The 25,626-nt window shown below is 71.3% G+C and carries 21 protein-coding genes; 14 read left to right on the forward strand and 7 right to left on the reverse strand.

From position 1 onward, the window contains the following. Positions 1 to 136 precede the first annotated feature (136 nt). Both OG202_RS24910 and OG202_RS24915 read left to right on the forward strand, forming a co-directional pair. The gene (locus OG202_RS24910) at positions 137 to 1,654 is read left to right on the forward strand and encodes a 3-hydroxyacyl-CoA dehydrogenase (protein ID WP_326580542.1); all 1,518 of its coding nucleotides are present in this window, start codon (positions 137 to 139) and stop codon (positions 1,652 to 1,654) included. Next, entirely contained in the window at positions 1,651 to 2,241 is a 591-nt protein-coding gene (locus OG202_RS24915) for a TetR/AcrR family transcriptional regulator (RefSeq protein ID WP_326580540.1), read from the forward strand. Before OG202_RS24910 ends, OG202_RS24915 begins: the two co-directional genes overlap by 4 nt. 36 nt (positions 2,242 to 2,277) lie before the next feature. On the opposite strand, the gene OG202_RS24920 is transcribed toward OG202_RS24915, so the two are convergent. After that, positions 2,278 to 2,763, reverse strand: coding sequence for an Lrp/AsnC family transcriptional regulator (locus OG202_RS24920; protein WP_013002201.1), 486 nt, complete (start codon positions 2,761 to 2,763; stop codon positions 2,278 to 2,280). A gap of 190 nt (positions 2,764 to 2,953) precedes the next feature. Between OG202_RS24920 and pdhA (OG202_RS24925) the strand changes: the two genes are divergently transcribed. From pdhA (OG202_RS24925) to OG202_RS24950, 6 genes are all read left to right on the forward strand, one after another. Continuing rightward, positions 2,954 to 4,090, forward strand: coding sequence for a pyruvate dehydrogenase (acetyl-transferring) E1 component subunit alpha (gene pdhA / locus OG202_RS24925; protein WP_326580538.1), 1,137 nt, complete (start codon positions 2,954 to 2,956; stop codon positions 4,088 to 4,090). Then, positions 4,087 to 5,091, forward strand: a complete 1,005-nt coding sequence (locus tag OG202_RS24930) for an alpha-ketoacid dehydrogenase subunit beta (RefSeq protein ID WP_326580536.1) — start codon at positions 4,087 to 4,089, stop codon at positions 5,089 to 5,091. The genes pdhA (OG202_RS24925) and OG202_RS24930 overlap by 4 nt, the downstream gene beginning before the upstream one ends. Next, the gene (locus OG202_RS24935; protein ID WP_326580534.1) at positions 5,091 to 6,443 is read left to right on the forward strand and encodes a dihydrolipoamide acetyltransferase family protein; all 1,353 of its coding nucleotides are present in this window, start codon (positions 5,091 to 5,093) and stop codon (positions 6,441 to 6,443) included. The genes OG202_RS24930 and OG202_RS24935 overlap by 1 nt, the downstream gene beginning before the upstream one ends. A 114-nt stretch (positions 6,444 to 6,557) precedes the next feature. Continuing rightward, positions 6,558 to 7,493 carry an NTP transferase domain-containing protein gene (locus tag OG202_RS24940; protein ID WP_326580532.1) on the forward strand — a complete coding sequence of 312 codons (936 nt, stop codon included), beginning with the start codon at positions 6,558 to 6,560 and terminating at the stop codon, positions 7,491 to 7,493. Next, positions 7,490 to 8,845 (forward strand): molybdopterin molybdotransferase MoeA, encoded by a 1,356-nt coding sequence (locus OG202_RS24945; RefSeq protein WP_326580530.1) that lies wholly within the window; start codon positions 7,490 to 7,492, stop codon positions 8,843 to 8,845. Before OG202_RS24940 ends, OG202_RS24945 begins: the two co-directional genes overlap by 4 nt. A 103-nt stretch (positions 8,846 to 8,948) precedes the next feature. Next, entirely contained in the window at positions 8,949 to 10,049 is a 1,101-nt protein-coding gene (locus OG202_RS24950) for a potassium channel family protein (protein ID WP_326580528.1), read from the forward strand. A 157-nt stretch (positions 10,050 to 10,206) separates the two neighbouring features. Here OG202_RS24950 and OG202_RS24955 read toward each other — a convergent pair whose 3' ends face one another. Together OG202_RS24955 and OG202_RS24960 are read right to left on the reverse strand one after the other, a co-directional pair. After that, complete coding sequence (locus OG202_RS24955; protein WP_326580526.1) at positions 10,207 to 11,055, reverse strand: ABC transporter permease; 849 nt, start codon at positions 11,053 to 11,055, stop codon at positions 10,207 to 10,209. Continuing rightward, positions 11,052 to 12,083: an ATP-binding cassette domain-containing protein gene (locus tag OG202_RS24960; RefSeq protein ID WP_326580524.1), complete on the reverse strand. Its 1,032-nt coding sequence runs from the start codon at positions 12,081 to 12,083 to the stop codon at positions 11,052 to 11,054. The genes OG202_RS24955 and OG202_RS24960 overlap by 4 nt, the downstream gene beginning before the upstream one ends. Before the next feature lie 764 nt (positions 12,084 to 12,847). Here OG202_RS24960 and OG202_RS24965 point away from each other — a divergent pair. After that, positions 12,848 to 13,828 (forward strand): NAD(P)H-quinone oxidoreductase, encoded by a 981-nt coding sequence (locus OG202_RS24965; RefSeq protein ID WP_326580522.1) that lies wholly within the window; start codon positions 12,848 to 12,850, stop codon positions 13,826 to 13,828. Between the two features lie 43 nt (positions 13,829 to 13,871). On the opposite strand, the gene OG202_RS24970 is transcribed toward OG202_RS24965, so the two are convergent. Continuing rightward, entirely contained in the window at positions 13,872 to 14,267 is a 396-nt protein-coding gene (locus OG202_RS24970) for a hypothetical protein (RefSeq protein WP_326580520.1), read from the reverse strand. 377 nt (positions 14,268 to 14,644) lie between these two features. Between OG202_RS24970 and OG202_RS24975 the strand changes: the two genes are divergently transcribed. Then, complete coding sequence (locus OG202_RS24975) at positions 14,645 to 15,190, forward strand: bacterial proteasome activator family protein (RefSeq protein ID WP_326580518.1); 546 nt, start codon at positions 14,645 to 14,647, stop codon at positions 15,188 to 15,190. 105 nt (positions 15,191 to 15,295) lie between these two features. Here the strand turns inward: OG202_RS24975 and OG202_RS24980 are convergent, their stop codons facing one another. Next, entirely contained in the window at positions 15,296 to 16,939 is a 1,644-nt protein-coding gene (locus OG202_RS24980) for a protein kinase domain-containing protein (protein WP_326580516.1), read from the reverse strand. A 399-nt stretch (positions 16,940 to 17,338) separates the two neighbouring features. Here OG202_RS24980 and OG202_RS24985 point away from each other — a divergent pair, with 399 nt between their 5' ends. Beyond that, entirely contained in the window at positions 17,339 to 18,913 is a 1,575-nt protein-coding gene (locus OG202_RS24985; RefSeq protein WP_326580513.1) for a protein kinase domain-containing protein, read from the forward strand. Positions 18,914 to 18,946: 33 nt separating this feature from the next. Here the strand turns inward: OG202_RS24985 and OG202_RS24990 are convergent, their stop codons facing one another. After that, positions 18,947 to 20,203 carry a phosphotransferase gene (locus tag OG202_RS24990; protein ID WP_443052281.1) on the reverse strand — a complete coding sequence of 419 codons (1,257 nt, stop codon included), beginning with the start codon at positions 20,201 to 20,203 and terminating at the stop codon, positions 18,947 to 18,949. A gap of 550 nt (positions 20,204 to 20,753) precedes the next feature. On the opposite strand from OG202_RS24990, the gene pdhA (OG202_RS24995) reads away from it, so the two are divergent. The 3 genes from pdhA (OG202_RS24995) to OG202_RS25005 are packed head-to-tail and all read left to right on the forward strand — an operon-like array spanning position 20,754 to position 24,468. After that, entirely contained in the window at positions 20,754 to 21,980 is a 1,227-nt protein-coding gene (gene pdhA / locus OG202_RS24995) for a pyruvate dehydrogenase (acetyl-transferring) E1 component subunit alpha (RefSeq protein WP_326580509.1), read from the forward strand. Between the two features lie 2 nt (positions 21,981 to 21,982). Then, the gene (locus tag OG202_RS25000) at positions 21,983 to 23,011 is read left to right on the forward strand and encodes an alpha-ketoacid dehydrogenase subunit beta (protein ID WP_405894921.1); all 1,029 of its coding nucleotides are present in this window, start codon (positions 21,983 to 21,985) and stop codon (positions 23,009 to 23,011) included. Between the two features lie 11 nt (positions 23,012 to 23,022). After that, a complete protein-coding gene (locus OG202_RS25005; RefSeq protein ID WP_328223605.1) occupies positions 23,023 to 24,468 on the forward strand; it encodes a dihydrolipoamide acetyltransferase family protein in 1,446 nt (481 codons plus the stop codon). 88 nt (positions 24,469 to 24,556) lie between these two features. Here the strand turns inward: OG202_RS25005 and OG202_RS25010 are convergent, their stop codons facing one another. Next, complete coding sequence (locus tag OG202_RS25010; protein ID WP_328223606.1) at positions 24,557 to 25,579, reverse strand: BRO-N domain-containing protein; 1,023 nt, start codon at positions 25,577 to 25,579, stop codon at positions 24,557 to 24,559. Positions 25,580 to 25,626: the final 47 nt, after the last annotated feature.

Below are 25,626 nucleotides of genomic sequence, written 5' to 3' on the forward strand. Positions count from 1 at the left end.
GGGGTGGCGCTGAGCGCCTAGGTCAGGGCGGTGGTGGGCGACGGGTGGGCGGACAGAGTTAGAGTAACCGAACGATCGGTCGGGACAAGGGGGTCCGCCGCATCTGTGGACAACCCCGTGCGGGAGGATCGCGCACATGACAGCACTCGACCTCAGCAGCCCCGTGGCCGTCGTCGGCGCCGGCACCATGGGCCAGGGCATCGCCCAGGTCGCGCTGGCCGCGGGCCACCTCGTACGCCTGTTCGATGCCATGCCCGGTCGTGCGCGGGAGGCGGCCGAGGCGATCGGCGCCCGGCTCGACCGGCTCGTCGCGAAGGACCGCATGACCGGCGCCGACCGGGACGCCGCGCGCGCCCGGCTGCACGCCGCCGAGAGCCTCTCCGACCTCGCGGACTGCGATCTCGTCGTCGAGGCCGTCCTGGAACGCCTGGACGTCAAGCAGGAGTTGTTCCGCGCGCTGGAGGACGTCGTCGGCGAGGACTGCCTGCTCGCCACCAACACCTCCTCCCTGTCCGTCACGGCCATCGGCGGCGCCCTGCGCAACCCGGGCCGTTTCGTGGGCCTGCACTTCTTCAATCCCGCGCCGCTGCTGCCCCTCGTCGAGGTCGTCTCCGGGTTCGCCACCGACGTCACGTCGGCCACGCGCGCGTACGAGATGGCCCGCGTCTGGGGCAAGACGCCGGTCGCCTGCGCCGACACCCCCGGCTTCATCGTCAACCGCATCGCACGGCCGTTCTACGCGGAGGCCTTCGCGGTGTACGAGTCGCAGGCCGCCGAGCCCGTCACCATCGACGCGGTCCTGCGCGAGTGCGGCGGCTTCCGGATGGGCGCCTTCGAACTGACCGACCTCATCGGACAGGACGTCAACGAGTCCGTCACCCACTCGGTGTGGCAGGCCTTCTTCCAGGACGTCCGGTTCACGCCCTCGCTGGCCCAGCGGCGGCTCGTCGAGTCCGGCCGGCTCGGCCGCAAGACGGGACAGGGCTGGTACGACTACACCGACGACGCCGAGCGCCCCGAGCCGCACACGGCCGAACCGGTCCCGGCGCCCGCGTACGTCGTCGTCGAGGGCGACCTGGGCCCCGCCTCCGAACTGCTCACGCTGATCCGCGAGGCGGGCATCCCCGTCCGCGAGGACGAGGAGGACCACGGCACCCGGCTCGTCCTGCCGAGCGGCGGTCAACTGGCCCTCGCCGACGGGCAGACCTCCGTGGAGTTCCGGGACGTCGTCTACTTCGATCTCGCGCTCGACTACCGCAGGGCCACCCGGATCGCGCTGTCCGCCTCCCAGGACACCTCGCCGCAGACCCTCGCGGAGGCCACCGGGCTCTTCCAGGCGCTGGGCAAGGACGTCAGCGTCATCGGGGACGCCCCCGGCATGATCGTCGCCCGCATCGTGGCCCGGATCGTCGACCTCGCGCACGACGCCGTCGCCAAGGGCGTGGCCACCAAGGAGGACATCGACACGGCGATGCGCCTGGGCGTCAACTACCCGCTGGGGCCCTTCGAGTGGAGCCGCAGGCTGGGCCGCAACTGGGCGTACTCCCTCCTGGACGACCTGCACCTGCGCGACCCCTCCGGGCGCTACGCGCCGTCCCTGGCGCTCTACCGCCACGCCTACGCCTCCGACAAGCGGGAGGGCACCTCCTCATGACCACCGCCAAGCGCGACACGTACACCCCGGAGACACTGCTGTCCGTCGCCGTCCGGGTCTTCAACGAGCGCGGCTACGACGGCACGTCGATGGAGCACCTCTCCAAGGCGGCCGGTATCTCCAAGTCGTCGATATACCACCACGTCACGGGCAAGGAGGAGCTGCTGCGCCGGGCCGTCAGCCGGGCTCTGGACGGGCTCTTCGGGATCCTCGACGAGGAACCCGCGCGCACGGGGCGTGCGGTGGAGCGCCTGGAGCACGTCGTGCGGCGCATGGTCGAGGTGCTGATGAACGAGCTCCCCTACGTGACCCTCCTGCTGCGGGTGCGCGGCAACACCGGCACCGAGCGCTGGGCGCTGGAGCGGCGCCGCGACTTCGACCACCGGGTCGCCGAGCTGCTGAAGGCCGCGGCCGCCGACGGGGACGTACGCGGGGACGTGGAGGTGCGGCTCGCGACCCGGCTCGTCTTCGGGATGATCAACTCGATCGTGGAGTGGTACCGGCCGGACGGGCGGGGCATGGGCGAGCGGGAGGTGTCCGAGGCCGTGACGCACCTGGTCTTCGCGGGGCTTCGCGCCCAGGACTGACCGATCCCCGCGGGGACCTGCGGCCCCGGGCGCCGATCACCCCTCCGGTTCCACGTCCTCCTCCTCGAACACCAGCAGCGTCCGGGTGCTGAGCACCTCCGGGATGGCCTGGAGCTTGGTGAGGACGACCTCGCGCAGGGCCCTGTTGTCCGAGGTGTGCACCAGGAGCAGGACGTCGTAGTCGCCGCCCACCAGCGCGATGTGGGCGGCGCCGGACAGCTGGCGCAGCTGATCGCGGACCGTGCGCCAGGAGTTCTGCACGATCTTGAGGGTGATGTAGGCCGAGGTGCCCTTTCCGGCGCGCTCGTGGTTCACCCGCGCCCCGAAGCCACGGATCACGCCGTCCTCGATGAGGCGGTTGATGCGCGCGTAGGCGTTGGCGCGGGAGACGTGGACGCGCTCGGCGACGGACCGTATCGAGGCGCGGCCGTCGGCCTGCAGCATGCGCAGGATGTCCTGATCTATGGCGTCCAGCGGTCGAGGGGGCGGCAGGGCCGGGCCGTGCTCCGGCGGCTCGGCCATTTGTTCAGATGCCATGTGCCCCCGCCTCCCTGCCATGGACGTCCTGCGTTCATTTGAGGCTGTGCAGAACCGTTTGTCCACAGCCTGAGGGCGCCTGTAGCCAAAATGCGCCAACGACCGAACAATCGGTAGGTGAGACGCGTCACAACCGTGCCGCGTCCCAGAAGCCACTCCCACGAGGAGGTGCCGTATGACGGTCATGGAGCAGCGGGGCGCGTACCGCCCGACACCGCCGCCCGCCTGGCAGCCCCGCACGGACCCCGCGCCGCTGCTGCCGGACGCCCTGCCGTACCGCGTGCTCGGCACGGACGCGGCGGCCGACGCCGACCCCGCGCTGCTGCGCCGGCTCTACGCCGAGCTGGTGCGCGGCCGCCGCTACAACACGCAGGCCACGGCCCTGACCAAGCAGGGCAGGCTCGCCGTCTACCCCTCCAGCACCGGCCAGGAGGCCTGCGAGGTCGCCGCCGCGCTCGTCCTCGAAGACCGGGACTGGCTCTTCCCGAGCTATCGCGACACGCTCGCCGCCGTCGCCCGTGGCCTCGACCCCGTGCAGGCGCTCACGCTGCTGCGCGGCGACTGGCACACCGGTTACGACCCGCACGAGCACCGCGTCGCGCCCCTGTGCACCCCGCTCGCGACCCAGCTCCCGCACGCCGTGGGCCTCGCGCACGCCGCCCGTCTCCAGGGCGACGACGTGGTGGCGCTCGCCCTGGTCGGCGACGGCGGCACCAGCGAGGGCGACTTCCACGAGGCGCTCAACTTCGCCGCCGTCTGGCAGGCCCCGGTCGTCTTCCTCGTCCAGAACAACGGCTTCGCGATCTCCGTCCCGCTCGCCAAGCAGACCGCCGCCCCGTCGCTGGCCCACAAGGCCGTCGGCTACGGGATGCCGGGCCGCCTGGTCGACGGCAACGACGCCGCCGCCGTGCACCAGGTGCTCGCCGAAGCCGTGGCCCACGCGCGCGCGGGTGGCGGTCCCACACTGGTCGAGGCGGTGACGTACCGCATCGACGCCCACACCAACGCCGACGACGCGACCCGCTACCGGGGCGACGCCGAGGTCGAGACCTGGCGCGCGCACGACCCGATCGCGCTCCTGGAGCACGAGCTGACCGAGCGCGGCCTCCTCGACGAGGACGGCATCCGGGCCGCCCGCGACGCCGCCGAGACGATGGCGGCCGACCTGCGCGAGCGCATGAACCAGGACCCGGTCCTCGACCCCATGGACCTCTTCGCCCACGTCTACGCCGAACCCACCCCCCACCTGCGCGAACAGGAGGCCCTGCTCAGGGCCGAGCTGGCGGCGGAACAAGAAGGGGCGCACCGATGACCACCGTCGCCCTCAAGCCCGCCACCATGGCGCAGGCGCTCACCCGCGCCCTCCGCGACGCCATGACCGCCGACCCCACCGTGCACGTCATGGGCGAGGACGTCGGCGCCCTCGGCGGCGTCTTCCGGGTCACCGACGGGCTCGCGAAGGAGTTCGGCGAGGACCGGGTCACCGACACCCCGCTGGCCGAGGCGGGCATCCTCGGCACGGCCGTCGGCATGGCGATGTACGGGCTGCGGCCCGTCGTGGAGATGCAGTTCGACGCGTTCGCCTACCCGGCGTTCGAGCAGCTCATCAGCCATGTGGCCCGTATGCGCAACCGCACGCGCGGCGCCATGCCGCTGCCGATCACCATCCGCGTCCCCTACGGCGGAGGCATCGGCGGCGTCGAGCACCACAGCGACTCCTCCGAGGCGTACTACATGGCGACTCCGGGGCTCCATGTCGTCACGCCCGCCACCGTCGCCGACGCCTACGGGCTGCTGCGCGCCGCCATCGCCTCCGACGACCCGGTCGTCTTCCTGGAACCCAAACGCCTGTACTGGTCGAAGGACTCCTGGAACCCCGAGGAACCGCAGACCGTCGACCCGATCGGCCGCGCGGTCGTCCGCCGCGCCGGCCGCAGCGCCACGCTCATCACGTACGGCCCGTCCGTGCCCGTCTGCCTGGAGGCCGCCGAGGCGGCCACGGCCGAGGGCTGGGACCTCGAAGTGGTCGACCTGCGCTCCCTGGTGCCCTTCGACGACGAGACGGTCGCCGCGTCGGTCCGGCGGACCGGGCGCGCGGTGGTCGTCCACGAGTCCGGCTCCTACGGCGGACCGGGCGGCGAGATCGCGGCCCGGGTGACCGAGCGCTGCTTCCACCACCTGGAGGCGCCCGTGCTGCGGGTGGCCGGGTTCGACATCCCGTATCCGCCGCCGATGCTGGAGCGGCACCACCTCCCCGGCGTCGACCGGATCCTGGACGCCGTCGGGCGCCTGCAGTGGGAGGCGGAGAACTGATGGCCCAGGTGCTGGAGTTCAAGCTGCCCGACCTCGGTGAGGGGCTGACCGAGGCCGAGATCGTCCGCTGGCTGGTCCAGGTCGGGGACGTCGTCGCGATCGACCAGCCGGTCGTCGAGGTCGAGACGGCCAAGGCGATGGTCGAGGTCCCCTGCCCCTACGGCGGTGTCGTCACCGCCCGCTTCGGCGAGGAGGGCACGGAGCTGCCCGTGGGGGCACCGCTGTTGACCGTGGCCGTGGGAGCGCCCGCCTCCGGAGCCCTCGCCGACGAGGGCTCCGGCAATGTGCTGGTCGGATACGGCACCGGGGCGCCACCGGCGCGGCGCAGGCGGGTGCGGCCGGGGGAGCCGATCCGGTCCGGGGCGCCCGCGACACCGGCGGTTCGGCCCACCGCCGTCGATACGGCGGCCGCCCAGGTCGCCGCCCCCGAGCGCCCGGACGGACCCGTGCCGGTCATCTCCCCGCTGGTCCGCCGCCTCGCCCGCGAGAACGGCCTGGACCTGCGCGAGTTGCACGGCTCGGGCCCCGAGGGCCTGATCCTGCGGGCGGACGTGGAGCACGCGCTGCGGGCTGTCGCGGCCCCGGTTCGGGCGCCGCAGCCGGTCACCGTGCCAGGCGCGCAGCCTGCCCCCGTCGCGGCGCCCGCGCGCGCGGAAAGCCCCTCCGGCACCCGCGTGCCCCTGCGTGGAGTCCGGGGCGCCGTCGCCGACAAGCTCTCCCGCAGCCGGCGCGAGATCCCCGACGCGACCTGCTGGGTGGACGCCGACGCGACGGAGCTGATGAACGCCCGTACGGCGATGAACGCGGCAGGCGGCCCGAAGATCTCCCTCCTCGCACTGCTCGCACGCGTCTGCACCGCAGCGCTGGCCCGCTTCCCGGAGCTCAACTCGACGGTCGACATGGAGGCCCGCGAGGTCGTACGGCTCGACCAGGTGCACCTCGGGTTCGCCGCGCAGACGGAACGGGGGCTGGTCGTGCCCGTCGTACGGGACGCGCACACCAGGAACGCGGAGTCGCTCGGCGCCGAGTTCGCCCGGCTGACGGAGGCGGCGCGCACCGGCACGCTGACACCCGGCCAGCTGACCGGCGGGACCTTCACGCTGAACAACTACGGCGTCTTCGGTGTCGACGGCTCCACGCCGATCATCAACCACCCCGAGGCCGCCATGCTCGGCGTCGGCCGTATCGTCCCCAAGCCCTGGGTGCACGAGGGCGAGCTGGCGGTACGGCAGGTCGTACAGCTCTCGCTCACCTTCGACCACCGGGTGTGCGACGGCGGCACGGCCGGAGGCTTCCTGCGGTACGTGGCGGACTGCGTCGAACAGCCGGCGGTGCTGCTGCGCACGCTCTGATCACCGGCGTCGTCCGGTCGGGTCCGATCGCTTCGAGCCATCGGACCCGACCGGGGCGTGATTGCGCCGCCGCCCCGCGTTCCCTGTGATCGCGGAGGCACGCATACTCGGAGGGTGACCCCGTACGAGCCCCCGGGCGGCCCCGGTACCGAGGCGTTCGACGCCGTCGTGCTCGCCGGCGGCGCCGCCCGGCGGCTCGGCGGCGCGGACAAGCCCGCCGTGCGCGTGGGCGGACGGGCCCTGCTCGACCGGGTCCTGACCGCCTGCGCCGGGGCCGGGGCGACCGTCGTCGTCGCCGACCCCCGCCCCACGGCCCGGCCCGTGCTGTGGGCCCGCGAGGAACCCCCCGGCGGCGGCCCTCTCGCCGCGCTGGGCGCCGGACTCCGGCACACCACCGCCCCGCATGTCGTCGTCCTCTCCGCCGACCTTCCGTTCCTGGACGACGAGACGGTACGGAGGCTCCTCGACGCCCTCCAGGGCGGCGCGGAGCAGGCCGACGGCGTCCTGGTCACCGACCCCGACGGCCGGGACCAACCCCTCGTGGCCGTCTACCGGGCCGAGGCCCTGCGTCGTGAGCTCGTGCGGCTCGCCGCCGAGCACGACGGCCTGACCGGGCTCCCCCTGCGGCGGCTGACCGCCGCGCTGCGCCTCACCCGTATCACCGACCCCCTCGCGTCCTTCGACTGCGACACCTGGGACGACATCGCCGCCGCCCGCGCACGGATCAGGGAGCATGGCCACGTGTTGGATGAATGGATTTCCGCAGTCAAGGACGAGCTGGGGATCGACCTCGACGTCGACATCACCGAGCTGCTCGACCTCGCCCGTGACGCCGCCCACAGCGTGGCCCGGCCAGCCGCCCCGTTGACCACGTTCCTCATCGGCTACGCCGCCGCCCAGGCCGGGGGAGGCCCCGAGGCGGTCACCGAGGCCGCCAGGAAGGCCTCCGCCCTGGCCCTGAGCTGGGCCGACGAGGGCACCCCCGACGCCGGACCGGCCGTCGGCACCGGCACCGGCACCGGCCAGGACACCGGCCCGGCCGCCGGATGACCGCCCAGGACGCCGAGGAACTCGACGTGGAGGAGGCGCTGGCCGTGGCCAACGACAGGGCCGTCCGGGGGCCGGGCGAGCCCCGCTCCCCCCGCGAAACGCCCACGACCGGTGACACCGGCGCGCACCGGGCCAAGGACGCCTCCCACCACCGGGCCACCTCCTGGCCCGAGGCCCGAGCCGTCGCCGAACGCGCCGCCCGCTCGGCCGGACGCCGGGCCCCGGCGTCGGTCACCGTGGACAAGGCCCTCGGCCTCGTCCTCGCCGCCCCCCTCACCGCCCTCACCGACCTCCCCTCCTTCGACACCTCCGCGATGGACGGCTGGGCGGTCGCCGGCCCCGGTCCCTGGGACGTACGGGAGGACGGTGTGCTGGCAGGGCACGCCGAGCCCGGGCGGCTCACCGACGGGGAGGCGGTCCGGATCGCCACCGGTGCCCGCATCCCGGCCGACACGACCGCCGTCCTGCGCAGCGAGCACGGCCGCACCGACGACAAGGGGCGGCTGCACCCGACCCGGGACCTGGCACACGGGCAGGACATCCGCCCACGAGGCCAGGAGTGCCGCTACGGCGACCAACTGCTGCCGCTCGGCACGCAGATCACCCCCGCCGCGCTCGGACTCGCGGCGGCCGCCGGGTACGACACGGTGAGCGTGCTCCCCCGCCCGCGCGTCGAACTGCTCGTCCTGGGCGACGAACTGCTCACCGAAGGCCGCCCGCGCGAAGGCCTGATCCGGGACGCACTGGGCCCGATGCTGCCCTCCTGGCTCCGGGCACTGGGCGCCGAGGTCACCGCCGTACGCCGCCTCGGGGACGATGCCGAGGCCTTGTACCGGGCCGTGAAGAAATCCTCCGCCGACCTCATCGTCACCACGGGGGGCACGGCTTCCGGGCCCGTCGACCATGTCCACCCCACCCTGCGTCGTGTCGGGGCCGAACTCCTCGTCGACGGTGTGAAGGTGCGCCCGGGGCACCCCATGCTGCTGGCCCGTATCAAGCGGGACCAGCATCTCGTCGGCCTGCCCGGTAACCCGTTGGCAGCCATCTCCGGGCTGTTCACGCTCGCCGAGCCCCTGCTGCGGACCCTCGCCGGGCGCGCCGCCCCGGAGCCGTACACGATGCCGCTGCGGGAGGCGGTGCACGGGCACCCGTACGACACCCGGCTCATCCCCGTCGGTCTGCGCGGTGACGACGCCGTGCCGCTGCACTACAACGGTCCCGCTATGCTCCGCGGCATCGCCACAGCCGATGCCCTTGCCGTCGTACCGCCCGGCGGCGCCCGCCCTGGCCAGGAGCTGGAACTACTCGACCTGCCCTGGGCGACCGCGGGGATCCAGGTGTGTTTCACGTGAAACGTCGATATGACCAACTGGCCTTGCGGCCGACGACGTTTCACGTGAAACAACGGGTAGATGGCAGCGGAGTACAGCCAGGGGATGTACGTCGAAACGGGGAGTGTTTCACGTGAAACTGCCGGGCCAGGACGCGATCGCCCGCAACGCGGACGAGCGACTGGTGACCCACCAGGTGCGACTGCCGAAACGGGAGGTCGAACGGCCGATGCGGCAGGTCGGCAGGCGGCTGGCGATGGCCCTGTTCGTGCTGATCGCGACCGCGTTCATCGTCTATGCCGACAACGAGGGGTACAACGACAACTCCGACGGTTCCGTGGACCTGCTCGACGCGTTCTACTACGCCACCGTCACCCTCTCCACCACGGGGTACGGCGACATCACTCCGGTCAGCGACGCTGCCCGGTTCACCAACATTTTCGTGATCACGCCGCTGCGTGTGCTGTTCCTGATCATTCTGGTCGGGACCACGCTGGAGGTCCTCACGGAGCGCACGCGTGAGGAATGGCGACTGAAACGCTGGAGGGCGGCCTTGAGGGAGCACACCGTGGTAGTCGGCTGGGGGACGAAGGGACGGTCGGCGATCCAGACAGTCTGTGCGACAGGGCTGAAGAAGGAACAGGTCGTGGTCGTGGATCCCAGCTCCAAGGTCATCGACGCCGCGACGGCCGATGGGTACACGGGCGTTGTCGGGGACGCGACCCGCAGTGATGTGCTGTTGCAGGCCGAAGCGCACAAGGCGCGGCAGATCATCATCTCGACCGCGCGGGACGACACCGCCGTACTGGTCGCGCTGACCGCCCGCCAGCTCAACCGCGGGGCGAAGATCGTGGCCGCCGTGCGGGAGGAGGAGAACGCGCCGCTGCTGAAGCAGTCGGGAGCCGACGTCGTCATCACCAGCGCCAGCGCGGCCGGACGGCTCCTCGGGCTCTCCGTCCTCAGCCCCGCGGCCGGCATGGTGATGGAGGACCTCATCCAGCAGGGCAGCGGGCTGGACATCGCCGAACGGCCGGTCATAAAGGCCGAGGTGGGGCGTGGCGTGCGGGAGACGGAGGATCTCGTGGTCAGCGTGCTGCGCGGTCATCGGGTGCTGGGCTATGACGATCCGTCCATCGGTGCGCTCCAGCTGACGGACCGGCTCATCACCATCGTCCGTGCCACCCCGAGCACGAAGATCACCCCCGAGACCAAGCACCTGCCGTAGCCGGCTGCCGGCGGGTCGACGGGCCGGCCGCGATGTGAGCGGGAGCGGGAGCGGGAGCAGCGTGAGGGCGCCCCAGGGATACGTCCCCGGGGCGCCCTCACGTATGGACCGACTGGTCCGGGCGGACCTGTACGGACCGACCGGCCCGGGTGGACCGCTACTTGCGGTTGTACAGCCGCATCGTGATCGGTCCGAAGACGAGCACGAACAGGGCGGACCAGCCCAGTGTCCAGGCGACCTCTGCCGTCGGCCACTCGCCCGCCATCAACTCGCGGACCGCCGAGGCCAGATGCGTGACCGGGCTGTTGTTGACGAACGCCTGGAGCCAGCCCGGCATGGTGCTCGGGTCGACGAAGACGTTGGACAGGAAGGTCAGCGGGAAGATGACCATCATGCTGACGCCCATCACGGACTTCTCGGTGCGCAGCATGAGGCCGAACATCGTCCAGATCCACGAGAACGCGAACGAGAAGACGATGAGCAGCGCGACCCCGGCGACCACACCCAGCACCCCGCCGTCCGGGCGGTAGCCGAGGATCATGCCGACGGTGAGCATCACGAAGGACGCGATCGCGTAGCGCAGGGCGTCGCCCAGCAGATAGCCGACCATCGTCGACGGCCGCCAGATCGGCAGCGAGCGGAACCGGTCGAAGACACCCTTCTCGATGTCCGTGTTGACCGAGACGCCGGTGTACATCGTGATCATCACGACCGACATCACCAGGATGCCCGGCAGCAGGAACTGGATGTACTCCTCCGGGGAGCCGGCCAGCGCCCCGCCGAAGAGGTACGTGTACATCAGCACCATCATGATCGGGAAGGCGGTGACGTCGAAGAGCTGTTCCGGCACGTGTTTGATCTTGAGCATGGCCCGCCAGCCGAAGGTCAGGGACGCCGACAGGGCGCTGGGCCGCGGCGGTCGTTCCTTGGCGATCAGCAGCGCGGCGAGCGACTCGGCACTGACGGGGGCGAGTTCCTTGTTCTCGGTGGTGGTCGCGGTGCTCATGCCGCCGCCTCGTCCTTCGTCTCGGAGGTGTCCGCGGCCTGCGTGGCCGCTGTCCTGGTGTCGTGTCCGGTGAGGGCGAGGAACACCTCGTCCAGGCTGGGCTGCCCCAGCGAGAAGTTGTCGACGGTGATGCCGGTACGGGCCAGTTCGGCGAGCGCCCGGGCGGCGGCCTCGGCGGCACCCTGCCCGTTGGCGGATCCAGCGCCCACGCGTGCCGTCAGCGCCACCGGGTCCGGCTCGCGCTGCACGTCGGCGTCGAGGGCGAGCCGCAGCACCTCCTCGGCCTGCGGCCGCTGGGCCGCGTCGCGCAGCCGTAGATGGACGGAACCGGCGCCCACGGACGCCTTCAGCTCGCCCTTCGTGCCCTCCGCGATCACCTTGCCCCGGTCGATGACCGCGATCCGGGACGCCAGCTGGTCCGCCTCGTCCAGATACTGCGTCGTGAGAAGCACCGTCGTGCCCTGGGCGACCACCGCGCGCACGATGTCCCACACCTGGTTGCGGCTGCGCGGGTCGAGGCCGGTCGTCGGCTCGTCCAGGAACAGCAGGTCGGGGGTGTTGAGGATGGACGCGGCGATGTCGATACGGCGCCGCATGCCGCCCGAGTAGTGCTTGACCTGCTTTCCGGCCGCCTCGCTCAACCCGAAGGCCTCCAGCAGCTGCTCGGCGCGATGGCGGGCCGCCCGTTTGTCGTGGCCGAGGAGACGGGCGAGCAGCACCAGGTTCTCGGTGCCGGTCAGATCCTCGTCCACGGAGGCGTACTGCCCGGTCAGGCTCACCCGGCCGCGTACCTCGTCGGCCTCGCTCACGACGTCGTGACCGAAGACGTGCGCCTCGCCGCCGTCGGGGCGCAGCAGGGTGGCGAGCATCTTCACCGTGGTCGTCTTGCCGGCGCCGTTCGGGCCGAGGACGCCGTAGACCGTGCCGGCCGGCACGGCCAGGTCGACGCCGTCGACGGCCCGGGTCTCGCCGAAGGTCTTCACCAGACCCGCGGTCTCGATCGCGAGGCCGGACGTCTGTGCGCTCATGTCTGGGATCCTTCCGCGTGCGGGGCCCGTGTCCGGGGCTATGCAAGGAGAGACCGCCGGGACCGCCGAAACTCATCGGTCACCGCGCGGGACATCGCGACTGCCCCGGCATCGGGGCGGAGCGCGTCGGCGAGAACCCGTGCGGCCGCGAGGTCTCCACGGTCTCTCCGATGGCGACCGATTGCACCCCCATCGGGACCAAGGGCGCAAGAGGATCGCACCGGGGACGCAGGCCGACCGGGACCGGGGCGTGGGCCGACCGGGACCGGGGCGTGGGCCGACCGGGACCGGGGCGTGGGCCCACCGGGGCGGGGACTCGGTGCGGAGGCCGAGGGGGTAGCTGCTTGCCGCAGAGTGCGCACGAGGCCGAATGAGCTCGCTCGTGTGATCGTCCACTTGTGAGCTTGCGGTGCCCTGGGCTGATCGGGCTGACGTGGTCCTGCGACCTGGGACACCGGGTACGGCGTCAGCGTGCGGGGCCCGTGCTCCACCAGAGGATGGTTCAGGGCCTCCCCGTCGCCTCTGGCCGTACCTCTGTGGCCAGGTCGCGCAGGGCCGTGTTCATCAGCGGCCTCCGGCCGCGGGGGCCTCCCGGGCCCGGCCACGCACAGGATGCGTGTCGCCGCCCCGGGGCTGAGAATGCCAGGGACCTGGGGGCACCTCCCACGCCCTTAAGGCAGTGGGGGAGCGCCCAAGACCGTTCGGGGCGTGCGGCTGAGCGGGCTCACTCATGCTCAGTCCACAGGAACGGTAGCGTCCCCTTCATGTATGCGATCACGATTCCCGAACCCGGTGGACCCGAGGCCCTGGTGTGGGACGAGGTCCCCGATCCGGTGCCCGGCGAGGGCGAAGTGCTCATCGAGGTGGCGGCGAGTGCCGTGAACCGAGCCGACCTGCTCCAGCGGCAGGGCTTCTACGACCCGCCGCCCGGCGCCTCTCCCTACCCCGGCCTGGAGTGCTCCGGCCGGATCGCGGAGCTCGGGCCCGGGGTGTCCGGGTGGAACGTCGGCGACGAGGTGTGCGCGCTGCTCTCGGGCGGCGGCTACGCGGAGAAGGTCGTCGTCCCGGCCGGCCAGCTGCTGCCCGTGCCCTCCGGCCTCGACCTCAACCGGGCCGCCGCGCTGCCCGAGGTGGTCTGCACGGTCTGGTCGAACGTCTTCATGATCGCCCACCTGCGTCCCGGTGAGACCCTCCTCGTGCACGGCGGCTCCAGCGGCATCGGCACGATGGCCATCCAGCTCGCGAAGGCGGTCGGCGCGCGGGTCGCCGTGACGGCCGGTACCAAGGAGAAGCTCGAACAGTGCGCCGCCCTGGGCGCGGACATCCTGATCAACTACCGCGAGCAGGACTTCGTCGAGGAGGTCCGCAACGCCACGGACGGCAAGGGCGCGGACGTCGTCCTGGACAACATGGGCGCCAAGTACCTCGACCGCAACGTCCGGGTCCTCGCCGTCAACGGCCGCCTGGCGATCATCGGCATGCAGGGCGGCATAAAGGGCGAGCTGAACATCGGCGCCCTCCTCGCCAAGCGGGCCGCGATCAGCGCGACCTCGCTGCGCGCCCGCCCCCGGGAGGAGAAGACCGCCATCGTCGCCGCCGTACGCGAACACGTGTGGCCGCTGATCACCGGCGGCCACGTACGCCCCGTCGTCGACCGCGAGATCCCCATGGACGACGCGGCCACGGCCCATCGGGTGTTGGAGGAGAGCGGTCACATCGGCAAGGTGCTCCTGGTGGTGCCGTAGACCGGCCGGCCGAAACGCTGTACGAGCCCCCGCTCAGCCCGGCTCAGTCCCGCCGTATCCGTAGTCCGACGAAGGCCAGGCCGAGGCCCAGGCCCAGCAGCATGAGGCCGCTGCCGAGGGAGAGGACCTGCAGGACGGGTTCCTCGGAGGTCACGGTGCCGGCTCCGGGTGGGACGGCCGGGACAGGCAGGGCGGCGTCCTGGGAGGGCTCGGGGACGCCGGTGGCGTCCGGGACGGGAGGGGGCTCTTCCGGGGGCGCGTACGCGTCGTCCTCCGGTTCCACGGGCTCGGCGTCCTGCCGCCCCGGGCGCTCCCGCCCTTCGCCCGCGCGGCTGCCGGCCCAGGAGGTCGCGGGGTCGGGCTCGGCCGCGTACACGGCCGGCACGGCCCCGGTCACCAGAACCACGAGCAGTCCCGTGACGAGAACCAGTCCCGTCACGCGCGCTGAGCGGAGCCAAGGAGCCACGCCCTCAGCGTCACACGCCACCCACACACCGGCATCTCGACGCCGAACCGCCGAACCGCCGGACCGATTCGACTGCCGGACTGCCGGACCGATTCGACCGCCGGACTGCCGGACTGACGAACCGATCCGACTACGGCCCCGGTCGAAGGCCGGCAGCGGCGCCGCAGTCGTCCGCGCCCGCCATCGTCCCCGCGCCCGCCGAAGCCCGCCCAGGCCGCCCAGGCCCGCTGAAGGCCCCCGGCGGGCACGAATCCCCGTCCGGGACACGAGCAGCTGCCGTGTAAACGGTGGATCACCCTGCGTCGGGGGCACCTGGGTGATGAGGTGTACCTGTGCGAGAGAATGGCGGCATGGAGATGCCGAGGAACGAACGGTCGCCCGAACAGCCCCAGATCCTGGTCGTGGGCCAGGACGGAATGGCGGTGGGCGGCGGCGGAGACGAAGACTCCCGCGAGATCCCGGTGACGGAGATGGTGGAACAGCCGGCCAAGGTCATGCGCATCGGCAGCATGATCAAGCAGTTGCTCGAAGAAGTACGGGTCGCCCCCCTCGACGATGCCAGCCGGGCCCGGCTGAAGGAGATCCACGCCAGCTCGGTCAAGGAACTGGAGGACGGCCTGGCGCCCGAACTGGTCGAGGAGTTGGAGCGGCTCTCCCTGCCCTTCACCGACGAGGTGATCCCGAGCGACGCGGAACTGCGCATCGCGCAGGCCCAGTTGGTCGGCTGGCTCGAAGGCCTCTTCCACGGGATCCAGACGACGCTGTTCGCCCAGCAGATGGCGGCCCGGGCCCAGTTGGAGCAGATGCGCCGCGCGCTGCCGCCCGGCGTCGGCGGCGGCCTCGAGGGCGACGACGATCCCCGTACGATCGGCCGCTCGGGCGGCCCGTACCTCTAGCCTCCGACGCCTCCGACCCACCCACCCCCGCCCATACGTACGCAGAGGGCCCGGCACACGAAGTGCCGGGCCCTTCCTACGACCAGGGGCCCGGGGCCCCGGGCATCAGGCCGGGTTGCCCGTCGAGACCTTGAGGATGATCGAGGGCATGTCCTTGGGGTCGACGTCGTCGGAGGCCGCCGGGTACTGCTCCATGACCGTGCCCTCGCCGTACGTGTTCTCGTCGACCTTCTGGACGTCGTACTGCCAGCCCGCCGCCTGGAAGCACTTCTTCACCGAGTCGATGTTCTTGAAGGTGAAGTCCGGCAGCAGGATCTTGTCGGGGTCGTTGTAGGACTCCGAGGGCTCCGTGCACTCGGTCGAGTCGATGACCTTCGACGTGTCCGGTCCCTTGTGCCCCTCGACCACGGTCGGCGAGGCGGACGGGGTGGTGCCGCCGTCGCCGCTCGACGCCTCGCTGCCGGTGTTCAGACTGAGCGCCGTGATCAGGCCGCCGACCGCGAGGACCGACACGACGATCGCGCCGACGATGACGCCCTTGTTGCTCTTGCCGCCCCCGGAACGTCCGGCCGAGAGGGAGGACTGCTGGGGCGTCAGGTTGTACGGCGGCGGGGTGGACGCCCCCTGCTGCGGCGCGTACGCGGCGGTCTGCGGGGGCGTCTGGTAGCCGCCCTGCTGCGGGTAGCCGTAGGACGGGGCGGGCGTGGGCGTCGGCGGACCGTATCCGCCCGTCGCGTGCGGCTGGTACGGCGTCTGGACGCTGCCCGACTGCGGGGCGCCGGTCTGGTCGATCGGCGGGAAGACGGCGGAGGAGACCCCGGCGCCGCTGGACGTCTGCACGCCCGGCACGATGCTCGGCGCCACGGGCTGGAGGGACGCGGCGACCCGCAGGCACTCGTCCCGCATCGCCTCCGCGCTCGGGAACCGCTCGTTCGGGTTCTTCTTCAGCGCGCGGGCGATGATCGCGTCGACGGCCGGCGGCAGGGAACGGTTGATCGAGGAGGGAGCGACCGGCTCCTCCTGGACGTGCGCGTACGCGATGGCCAGCGGCGAGTCCGCCTCGAACGGCAACCGACCGGTGGTCAGTTGGAACAGCATGATGCCGACCGAGTACAGGTCGGAGCGCGCGTCCACGCCACGGCCGAGGGCCTGCTCGGGCGAGAGGTACTGCGGGGTGCCGACGACCATGCCGGTCTGCGTCATCGACGTGACGCCCGACTGCATGGCGCGGGCGATGCCGAAGTCCATGACCTTCACGACGTTCCGCTTGGTCATCATCACGTTGCCCGGCTTGATGTCCCGGTGGACCAGGCCCATCTCGTGGCTGATCTCCAGCGCCGCCAGCACGTCCGCGGTGATCTTCAGCGCCTTGTCGGAGGGCATCGCGCCGAGCTGCGAGACGTCCGCGTCCAGCACCGAACCGAGCGGCTTGCCCTCGATGTACTCCATGACGATGTACGGCGTCGTCATGCCGTCCATCTCGTCCTCGCCCGTGTCGAAGACCGAGACGATGTTCGTGTGGGTGAGCTTCGCCACGGCCTGCGCCTCACGGCGGAACCGCTCACGGAAGGCCTGCTCGCGGCCCAGCTCGGTGTGGAGTGTCTTGATCGCGACTTGTCGGTCGAGCACCGAGTCATATGCGAGGTGGACGGAGGCCATGCCGCCCTCGCCGAGCAGGTCACGCAGCTGATAGCGGCCACCGGCTAGCGACCGCCCCGCGTACCGGCCCTGTGCGGCGTCCTGGCTCATCTTCCTGCGTCCCCCATCGGCGCGCGCGAAAGCTGCTGGCGTGGCTCCCGCGATCGGTGATCATGGTGATCCCCGACGATCCTGGTGATCCTTTGTGCTATTCCCGGCCAAGTCTGCCCCAGGGCACTGACACGTCAAGCGCGGTGCCCGATCCGTGACCGTACGCGAAAGAAGCGTCGCGGAAGCGTTACAGGGGGCGTACGCCCGGTACACAGAACTTGCACGAGTGCGCGCGCTGCGGGTTTCATGGCCGATCAACCTTCGAATCCACCTTGAATCCGTCGTGAACCCGTCGCGTGGCCAACCCGGACCGGCCTCTTGCGTGAAGGCTGTAGCGTGGCCGACGGAGACCGTAACAAGTACCGCGCGGACCGCGGGCAGAAATGACGGCGAGGACTGATGGCACAGCAGCAGCGCTCTCAGGGCCCGTCCGACCCCGAGGCGACTGGCGGCGGCATGTCGGACGCGCCGGAGTTGTGGGGCAACGGCGGGCTTGTCGGTGACGGTCGATACCGGATGACCCACAGACTCGGCCGGGGCGGTATGGCCGAGGTGTTCGCGGCCGAGGACGTGCGCCTCGGTCGTACGGTCGCGGTCAAGTTGCTCCGCTCCGACCTCGCCGAAGACCCCATTTCCAAGGCCCGCTTCACGCGTGAGGCCCAGGCGGTGGCCGGTCTCAACCACCACTCGATCGTGGCTGTCTACGACTCCGGCGAGGACGTCGTGAACGGCACCCCCGTGCCGTACATCGTCATGGAGCTGGTCGAGGGCCGCACCATCCGGGATCTGCTGATCAACGCGGAGGCGCCCGGCCCGGAGCAGGCGCTGATCATCGTCTCCGGTGTGCTGGAGGCGCTGGCCTACTCCCACCAGCACGGCATCGTGCACCGCGACATCAAGCCGGCGAACGTGATCATCACCCACAACGGGGCCGTGAAGGTGATGGACTTCGGCATCGCCCGCGCCCTGCACGGGGCGTCGACGACGATGACGCAGACCGGCATGGTCATGGGTACGCCCCAGTACCTCTCCCCGGAGCAGGCGCTCGGCAAGGCCGTCGACCACCGCTCCGACCTGTACGCCACCGGCTGTCTGCTCTACGAACTCCTCTCACTCAGGCCTCCGTTCATCGGCGAGACCCCGCTGTCGGTGGTCTACCAGCACGTCCAGGACATCCCGGTGCCCCCCTCCGAGGTCTCGGAGGGGGCGGCGCCGCCGGAGCTCGACGGCCTCGTCATGCGCTCCCTCGCCAAGGAGCCGGACGACCGGTTCCAGACGGCCGAGGAGATGCGCGGCCTCGTCCAGTACGGCCTGCAGATGCTGTACGACCAGGGCGGCCACACCGGCACCTGGAACACCGGGCCCGTCACCATGCACGAGGGCCGGAACACGCCGCCGGGCGGTATGTCCGGTACGGCGGTCATGTCGCACCCCGGGGAGCCGGGCACCTCGCAGATCCCGCAGCCGATCCTGCCCGGGTACGGCGGTGGCGGCCGGGACGACGGCGGCTTCGAGGGCCGCGGCAACCGGGGCAGCGGCCGCGGCAAGCTGTGGATCCTCGCCGTTCTCGCGGTGGTCGCCATCGCGGCGGGTGTCGCGCTGGCGCTGAACGACAACGGTGGCGGCAGCGGCGGCGACACCGGGACCACGAAGTCTCCGACGGCCTCGACGTCGAGCAAGGACAAGGACGCCAGCGAGTCGCCCAGCGACGAGGAGACCGCGGAGGAGACGACGGAGGAGAACACCGGCTCGGGCAACGACCCCGACTACACGCCGCCGTACTCGCAGTCCCCGTCCTTCAGCCAGTCGCCGACGCAGAGCCCGACGGAGGAGCCGACGGAGGAGCCGACGACCGAGGAACCGACGACGGAGGAGCCGACGGAGGAGCCGACGACGGAGGAACCGACCGACGACGGCAGCGGCGGGGACGCCGCCGGGGGCCTGACGGTCGGTGGCGGCGACGGCGAGGAGTGATCCGGCGGCGTGACCGGAGTGACCCTCCCCGGGTCACTCCACGAACGCCTCGCACACCGCGTCGTACTCCCGCGTCCACCACACCACCAGCGCCGAGGCCGCCGGGAACTGCGGGTCGGCGCGGAGGTCGCCGCGCTCGTAGTGCCAGCGCAGCATCCAGAAGTCGTTGAGCCGCTCCCACCACACGCGGTGCACCGCGGCCGCGAGTTCGGCCGGGGCGGCGCCCGCGGAACGGCGGTACGCGCGCGCGTAGGACCGTACTTTCGCCAGGTCCAGGGCGCCGACGGGGCGAACGAAGAAGATCACCGCCGCCCGGACCGCCTCCTCCGCGCGCGGCTGCACGCCGAGCCGGTCCCAGTCGAGGATCGCGGCGGGCACATCGGGGACGTCGTCCCGGTAGAGCACGTTGAACGGGTGGAAGTCCCCGTGCACCCACCCCACCGAACCGCCCCGGGGCGGGCGCCGTTGCGCGTGCCGCTCCAGCAGATCCCGCCGCTCCAGCAGCCGATGCCGGGCGAGCGCGTCGAAGGCGTCGGCCGGCCGGTGACGTCGTACCCGGTCGAGCAGATCGTCGATGAGGGCGAAGGTGTCGATGGCATCCGCGCTCTCGGCCCCGACGGCCCCGACAGTCCCTGCGGCCCCTCGGCCTCCCGCCCCGCATGCGACGTGAGGCGCGGTGGCCGCCCTTGTCCGAGCCTGGGGCGACCGCGCGGGCGGAGCCTGCCGCTGGGCCGGGATCAGCCGCTTGCGTACCGGCACGACCGGCACCGCCGGCTCCCGCACCGGCAGCGGCAGCGGCACCGGCACCGGCACCGGCACGTCAGGCTCCCGCACAGACACCTCCGGTTCCTGCGCAGGCATCACCCGCTCCAAAGACGCGTGGACGACGCCCAGGAGCGCCCCCAGGCGGGCGCACTGTCCGGGGTCGAGCTGGCCGCCGTGCCGGTGGCGTCCGTCGATCCACGGGTGCAGGGCGTAGGCGTGACCGCCGACGACCGCGACCGTGCGCCCGTCGCGAGCGGCCAGCGGCGGGGCCACGGGGACGCCCAGGTCGGCGAGGCGCTGGGTGGCACGGTGCTGGCGGACGATCGCGGCCGGATCGGCGGTCTCGGGGTCGAAGTGGTGCTTGAGGAAGTACCGGCCGCGGGTGGTGGACAGCCGGTAGCCGCGGTTGAGGAGCCCCTCGTCGACGGGTTCACAGGTCAGTGCGGACCCGGCGGCGTACCGCTCCAGCAGAGGGCCCAGAGGGGGCGCGTGGAGCACAGGGGGTGGTACAGATGAGCGCGGCACGCGCCAGATGTTAGGGCACGCGCCACGCCGCTGACCTGACGCTTGTCACACACAGTCGTTACCGATCACGGAGTGCGCAGATCCGAACTGCGGCTCGACGCGCAGACATGCGGGCCGGATATCCACCGCGCCCGAGAGGAAACAGGGCGATTCGGCCGGTTCACGGATGGAGCAACTTCCACGGGCGATCTCACGGCCCGCCCCCGGCGAAGTCTTCCCGTGGCCGGGGTGGCCGGGATAACGTGCCGGTGTTCCGGCCCCCTGCCAGGCTGTTAACCAGCGCTGTGACCAGCAGCTGTTCCCGACAGACGCGACTTACTTGGACCCCCTAGTACCGAATTACTTGGAAATCCAAGGAAAATCGCAGGTCAATAGGGGTTTCACAGGAATGTGGAGCACTGGGTAACGTGCCTCGTGCAGGGCGCTCGCCGGGGCACCTGTCACGTCTGTTCCCGGCCAAGGGCACCCACCCCGTGCACGGGCACCGGGATCAGGCGAGCCGCACTGGTCTTCCGGCAATCCCGGGGGCCGGACCGACGGAGGAGCACACGTGACCGTGGAGAGCACTGCCGCGCGCAAGCCGCGACGCAGCGCCGCAGGCAAGACCGGCACCACCGGCAGCAAGGCGGCCGGTACCACCGGCACCAGGCGCGCCGCTGCCAAGAAGCCGACCGACGCCCAGCCCGAACTCGTTCAGCTGCTGACGCCCGAGGGCAAGCGCGTCAAGAACGCGGAGAACGCGCCGTACGAGCCGTTCGTCGCCGACATCACCGCCGACGAGCTGCGTGGCCTGTACCGGGACATGGTGCTGACCCGTCGCTTCGACGCCGAGGCCACCTCCCTGCAGCGCCAGGGCGAGCTGGGCCTGTGGGCCTCGCTGCTCGGCCAGGAGGCCGCCCAGATCGGCTCCGGGCGGGCCACCCGCGAGGACGACTACGTCTTCCCGACCTACCGTGAGCACGGCGTCGCCTGGTGCCGCGGGGTCGACCCGACCAATCTGCTCGGCATGTTCCGCGGCGTGAACAACGGCGGCTGGGACCCGAACAGCAACAACTTCCACCTCTACACGATCGTCATCGGCTCCCAGACGCTGCACGCCACGGGCTACGCCATGGGCATCGCCAAGGACGGCGCCGACTCGGCGGTCATCGCCTACTTCGGTGACGGCGCCTCCAGCCAGGGCGACGTCGCCGAGGCGTTCACCTTCTCCGCCGTCTACAACGCGCCCGTCGTGTTCTTCTGCCAGAACAACCAGTGGGCCATCTCGGAGCCCACGGAGAAGCAGACCCGCGTCCCGCTGTACCAGCGCGCCCAGGGCTTCGGCTTCCCCGGCGTCCGCGTCGACGGCAACGACGTCCTCGCCTGCCTCGCCGTCACCAAGTGGGCGCTGGAGCGCGCCCGCCGGGGCGAGGGCCCCACCCTGGTCGAGGCGTACACGTACCGCATGGGCGCCCACACCACCTCCGACGACCCGACCCGCTACCGCCACGACGAGGAGCGGGTGGCCTGGGAGGCCAAGGACCCGATCGCGCGCCTGCGCGCTTACCTGGAGTCCGAAACGGACACGAACGAGGGATTCTTCGCGGAACTCGAAGCGGAGAGCGAGGCGTTGGGAAGGCGAGTGCGCGAAGTGGTGCGTGCCATGCCCGACCCGGACCACTTCGCCATCTTCGACAACGCGTACGCGGACGGACACGCGCTCGTGGACGAGGAGCGCGCCCAGTTCGCCGCGTACCAGGCGTCGTTCGCCGATGTGGACGAAGAGGAGGGCAAGTAGCGATGACCACGCAGACAGCCGCGCAGACGGCAGGACAGACCGCCGGGCATTCCGCCCCGAAGAGCATGGCGGTCGCCAAGGCGATCAACGAGTCGCTGCGCAGGGCCCTCGAAACCGACCCCAAGGTCCTCGTCATGGGCGAGGACGTCGGCAAGCTCGGCGGCGTGTTCCGGGTGACGGACGGCCTGCAGAAGGACTTCGGAGAGGACCGGGTGATCGACACCCCGCTCGCCGAGTCGGGCATCGTCGGCACCGCCATCGGCCTCGCCCTGCGGGGCTACCGCCCGGTGGTCGAGATCCAGTTCGACGGCTTCGTCTTCCCCGCGTACGACCAGATCGTCACCCAGCTCGCCAAGATGCACGCGCGCTCGCTGGGCAAGGTCAAGCTCCCCGTCGTGGTCCGGATCCCCTACGGCGGCGGCATCGGCGCGGTCGAACACCACTCCGAGTCCCCGGAGGCGCTGTTCGCGCACGTGGCGGGCCTGAAGGTGGTCTCGCCGTCGAACGCCTCCGACGCCTACTGGATGATGCAGCAGGCCATCCAGAGCGACGACCCGGTGATCTTCTTCGAGCCCAAGCGGCGTTACTGGGACAAGGCCGAGGTCAACCCCGAGGCCATTCCCGGCCCGCTGCACAAGGCCCGTGTCGTGCGCGAGGGCACCGACCTCACGCTCGCCGCGTACGGCCCGATGGTGAAGCTCTGCCAGGAGGTCGCCGACGCGGCCGCCGAGGAGGGCAAGGCCCTGGAGATCCTGGACCTGCGGTCGGTGTCCCCCCTGGACTTCGACTCCATCCAGGCGTCCGTGGAGAGGACGCGCCGTCTGGTGGTGGTCCATGAGGCGCCGGTGTTCTTCGGCTCGGGCGCGGAGATCGCCGCCCGCATCACCGAGCGGTGCTTCTACCACCTGGAGGCCCCCGTCCTTCGCGTCGGCGGGTACCACGCCCCCTATCCGCCGGCCCGGCTGGAGGAGGAGTACCTGCCGAATCTGGACCGGGTGCTCGACGCCGTCGACCGCTCGCTGGCGTTCTGAGGGAGAGGGTCGTGACGACGATGACAGACACGTCTCCGCGCGAGTTCAAGATGCCCGACGTGGGCGAGGGACTCACCGAGGCCGAGATCCTCAAGTGGTACGTCCAGCCCGGTGACACGGTCACCGACGGCCAGATCGTCTGCGAGGTGGAGACGGCCAAGGCCGCGGTCGAACTGCCCATCCCCTACGACGGTGTGGTGCGCGCCCTGCACTTCCCCGAGGGCACCACGGTCGACGTCGGGACGTCGATCATCGCGGTGGACGTGGCGGGCGGCGCGGCCCCGGCGCAGGCCCCCGCCGAGGCGGCCGCGCCCGCCCAGCCGGCGGCGAAGCCCGCGGCGGAGCCGGTGGCCAAGAAGCCCGAGGGCCGCAAGCCGGTCCTCGTCGGCTACGGGGTCGCCGAGTCCTCCACGAAGCGCCGCCCCCGCAGGGGGGTCCCGGCCGCCGCCGCGCCCGCCGAGGACACCCTGTACGCGGCCACCGCGATCCAGGGCATCCAGGGCGAGCTGAACGGGCACGGGCAGCACGGGATCACCGTCCCGCGTCCGCTGGCGAAGCCGCCGGTCCGCAAGCTGGCCAAGGATCTCGGGGTGGACCTGGCGACGATCACCCCGTCCGGCCCCGACGGGGTCATCACCCGCGAGGACGTCCACGCCGCGGTGGCCCCGCAGACGGCTCCAGGGCCCGTGGTGGAGGCGCCCGCGCCCCCCGCCGCGCCTGCCGTCGCCCCGGCGCCGGTGGCGTCGTACGACGGCGCCCGCGAGACCCGTGTTCCGGTCAAGGGTGTCCGGAAGGCGACGGCGGCGGCGATGGTCGGTTCGGCGTTCACGGCGCCGCACGTCACGGAGTTCGTGACGGTCGACGTGACGCGCACGATGAAGCTGGTCGAGGAGCTGAAGCAGGACAAGGAGCTGGCGGGCCTGCGGGTCAACCCGCTGCTGTTGATCGCCAAGGCACTTCTCGTGGCGATCAAGCGTAACCCGGAGGTCAACGCCTCCTGGGACGAGGCCGCCCAGGAGATCGTGCTCAAGCACTACGTCAACCTGGGCATCGCCGCCGCCACCCCACGCGGCCTGATCGTCCCGAACATCAAGGACGCCCACGCGAAGACGCTGCCCCAGCTGGCCGAGTCACTGGGCGAGCTGGTCTCCACGGCCAAGGAGGGCCGGACCTCCCCGGCCGCCATGCAGGGTGGCACGGTCACCATCACCAACGTCGGTGTCTTCGGCATCGACACCGGCACGCCCATCCTCAACCCCGGGGAGTCTGCGATCCTCGCGGTCGGCACGATCAAGCTCCAGCCGTGGGTCCACAAGGGGAAGGTGAAGCCCCGCCAGGTCACCACCCTGGCCCTCTCCTTCGACCACCGGCTGGTGGACGGGGAACTGGGCTCCAAGGTGCTGGCGGACGTGGCGGCGATTCTTGAGCAGCCGAAGAGGCTGATCACCTGGGCGTGAGGGCGTGACCGGATAGGCTCAGCACGAAAGGGCCGACCGCAACTTCGACTTGCGGTCGGCCCTTTCTATGTGAGTCCCTCAGATGCCGTCAGCGTGGGCTGAGCACATACACCGGTGCCCCTGCTTCTGTCGCCCCCTGAGGATGGATGCAGGCGTGCTTGCGCAGCATCCGCATACATTCGTTGACACGGTGCACCGACAGCCCCGTACGGGCCGCGATCGCCTCCAGCGGCTGACGCAACTCGCCCTCCTCGACAAGCACCGGGGCGATCACCACGGCCACCGTCCACACGTCCTCCGTCACCGACAACCGCTTCCGCCAGTCGGCCAGCACGGACTCCGCGGTCGGTTGCGCCGAGAAATCGGGAACGGGCGCCGGCCGGTCGAGCGCGAGGGTGTCGAGACGGTTCGCGATGCGTTCCATGGCCTGGGCGATGGCTTGCTGGGCGGTGAGGGTGGCGCGCTGCATCTCCACCATCTCCTGCTGCATCCGCACCATTTCCAATTGCGTCCGCACCATCTCCTGCTGTGTCTCCGCCATCTTCTCCTGCAGGACCAGCGACTTGTGCTGGGTGACGGCCAGCTGTTCGTCCGCCTGAAGGTTCCGCTCCTCTAGCCGGACGATGGCCTCGGCGACCTGTTCGGGCATGGCGTACGCGATGGGGGCGCCTGGCTCGGCGGGCTGTACCTCGGCCTCCTCCAGCGAGTAGGAGCCCTCGCGCTGAATGGTCTCGATCACTTCGGCGACCCACTGTTTGAAGGGTGCGCATTCGGGCTTGGTGCAGGCGCTGACGAGAAGGATCAGACCCTGGAGATCGATGAGATTCAGGTCTCGGCGCCACTCCCGACCTGCGGGAACGCTGAGACAGTGACCTCCAGTCACTGTCTCAAGAATCTCTCGATGCTGCTCCGGGACATGGTCGAGGAGAGCCTTCCGGGGCGTGGTGTAGCCCAACTGCTTGCAGACATCCACAGCCGGGAACCAGTGCGTTCCGTCCGGCATGGTCAGTCGGCGGACACGAGCCCCAGTAGCCGCGTAGACGAAGTCGCCGACGTCGAGCGCGTCCTGCTGCGTGCGGGGGTCGGGTTGGTGCTTGCTGGGTTCGATCATGTGAACCACCTCCAACCCGGAACGTAGGGGGGAGGAATGGGCATATG

Source organism: Streptomyces sp. NBC_00310 (assembly GCF_036208085.1).
Lineage (GTDB): Bacteria > Actinomycetota > Actinomycetes > Streptomycetales > Streptomycetaceae > Streptomyces.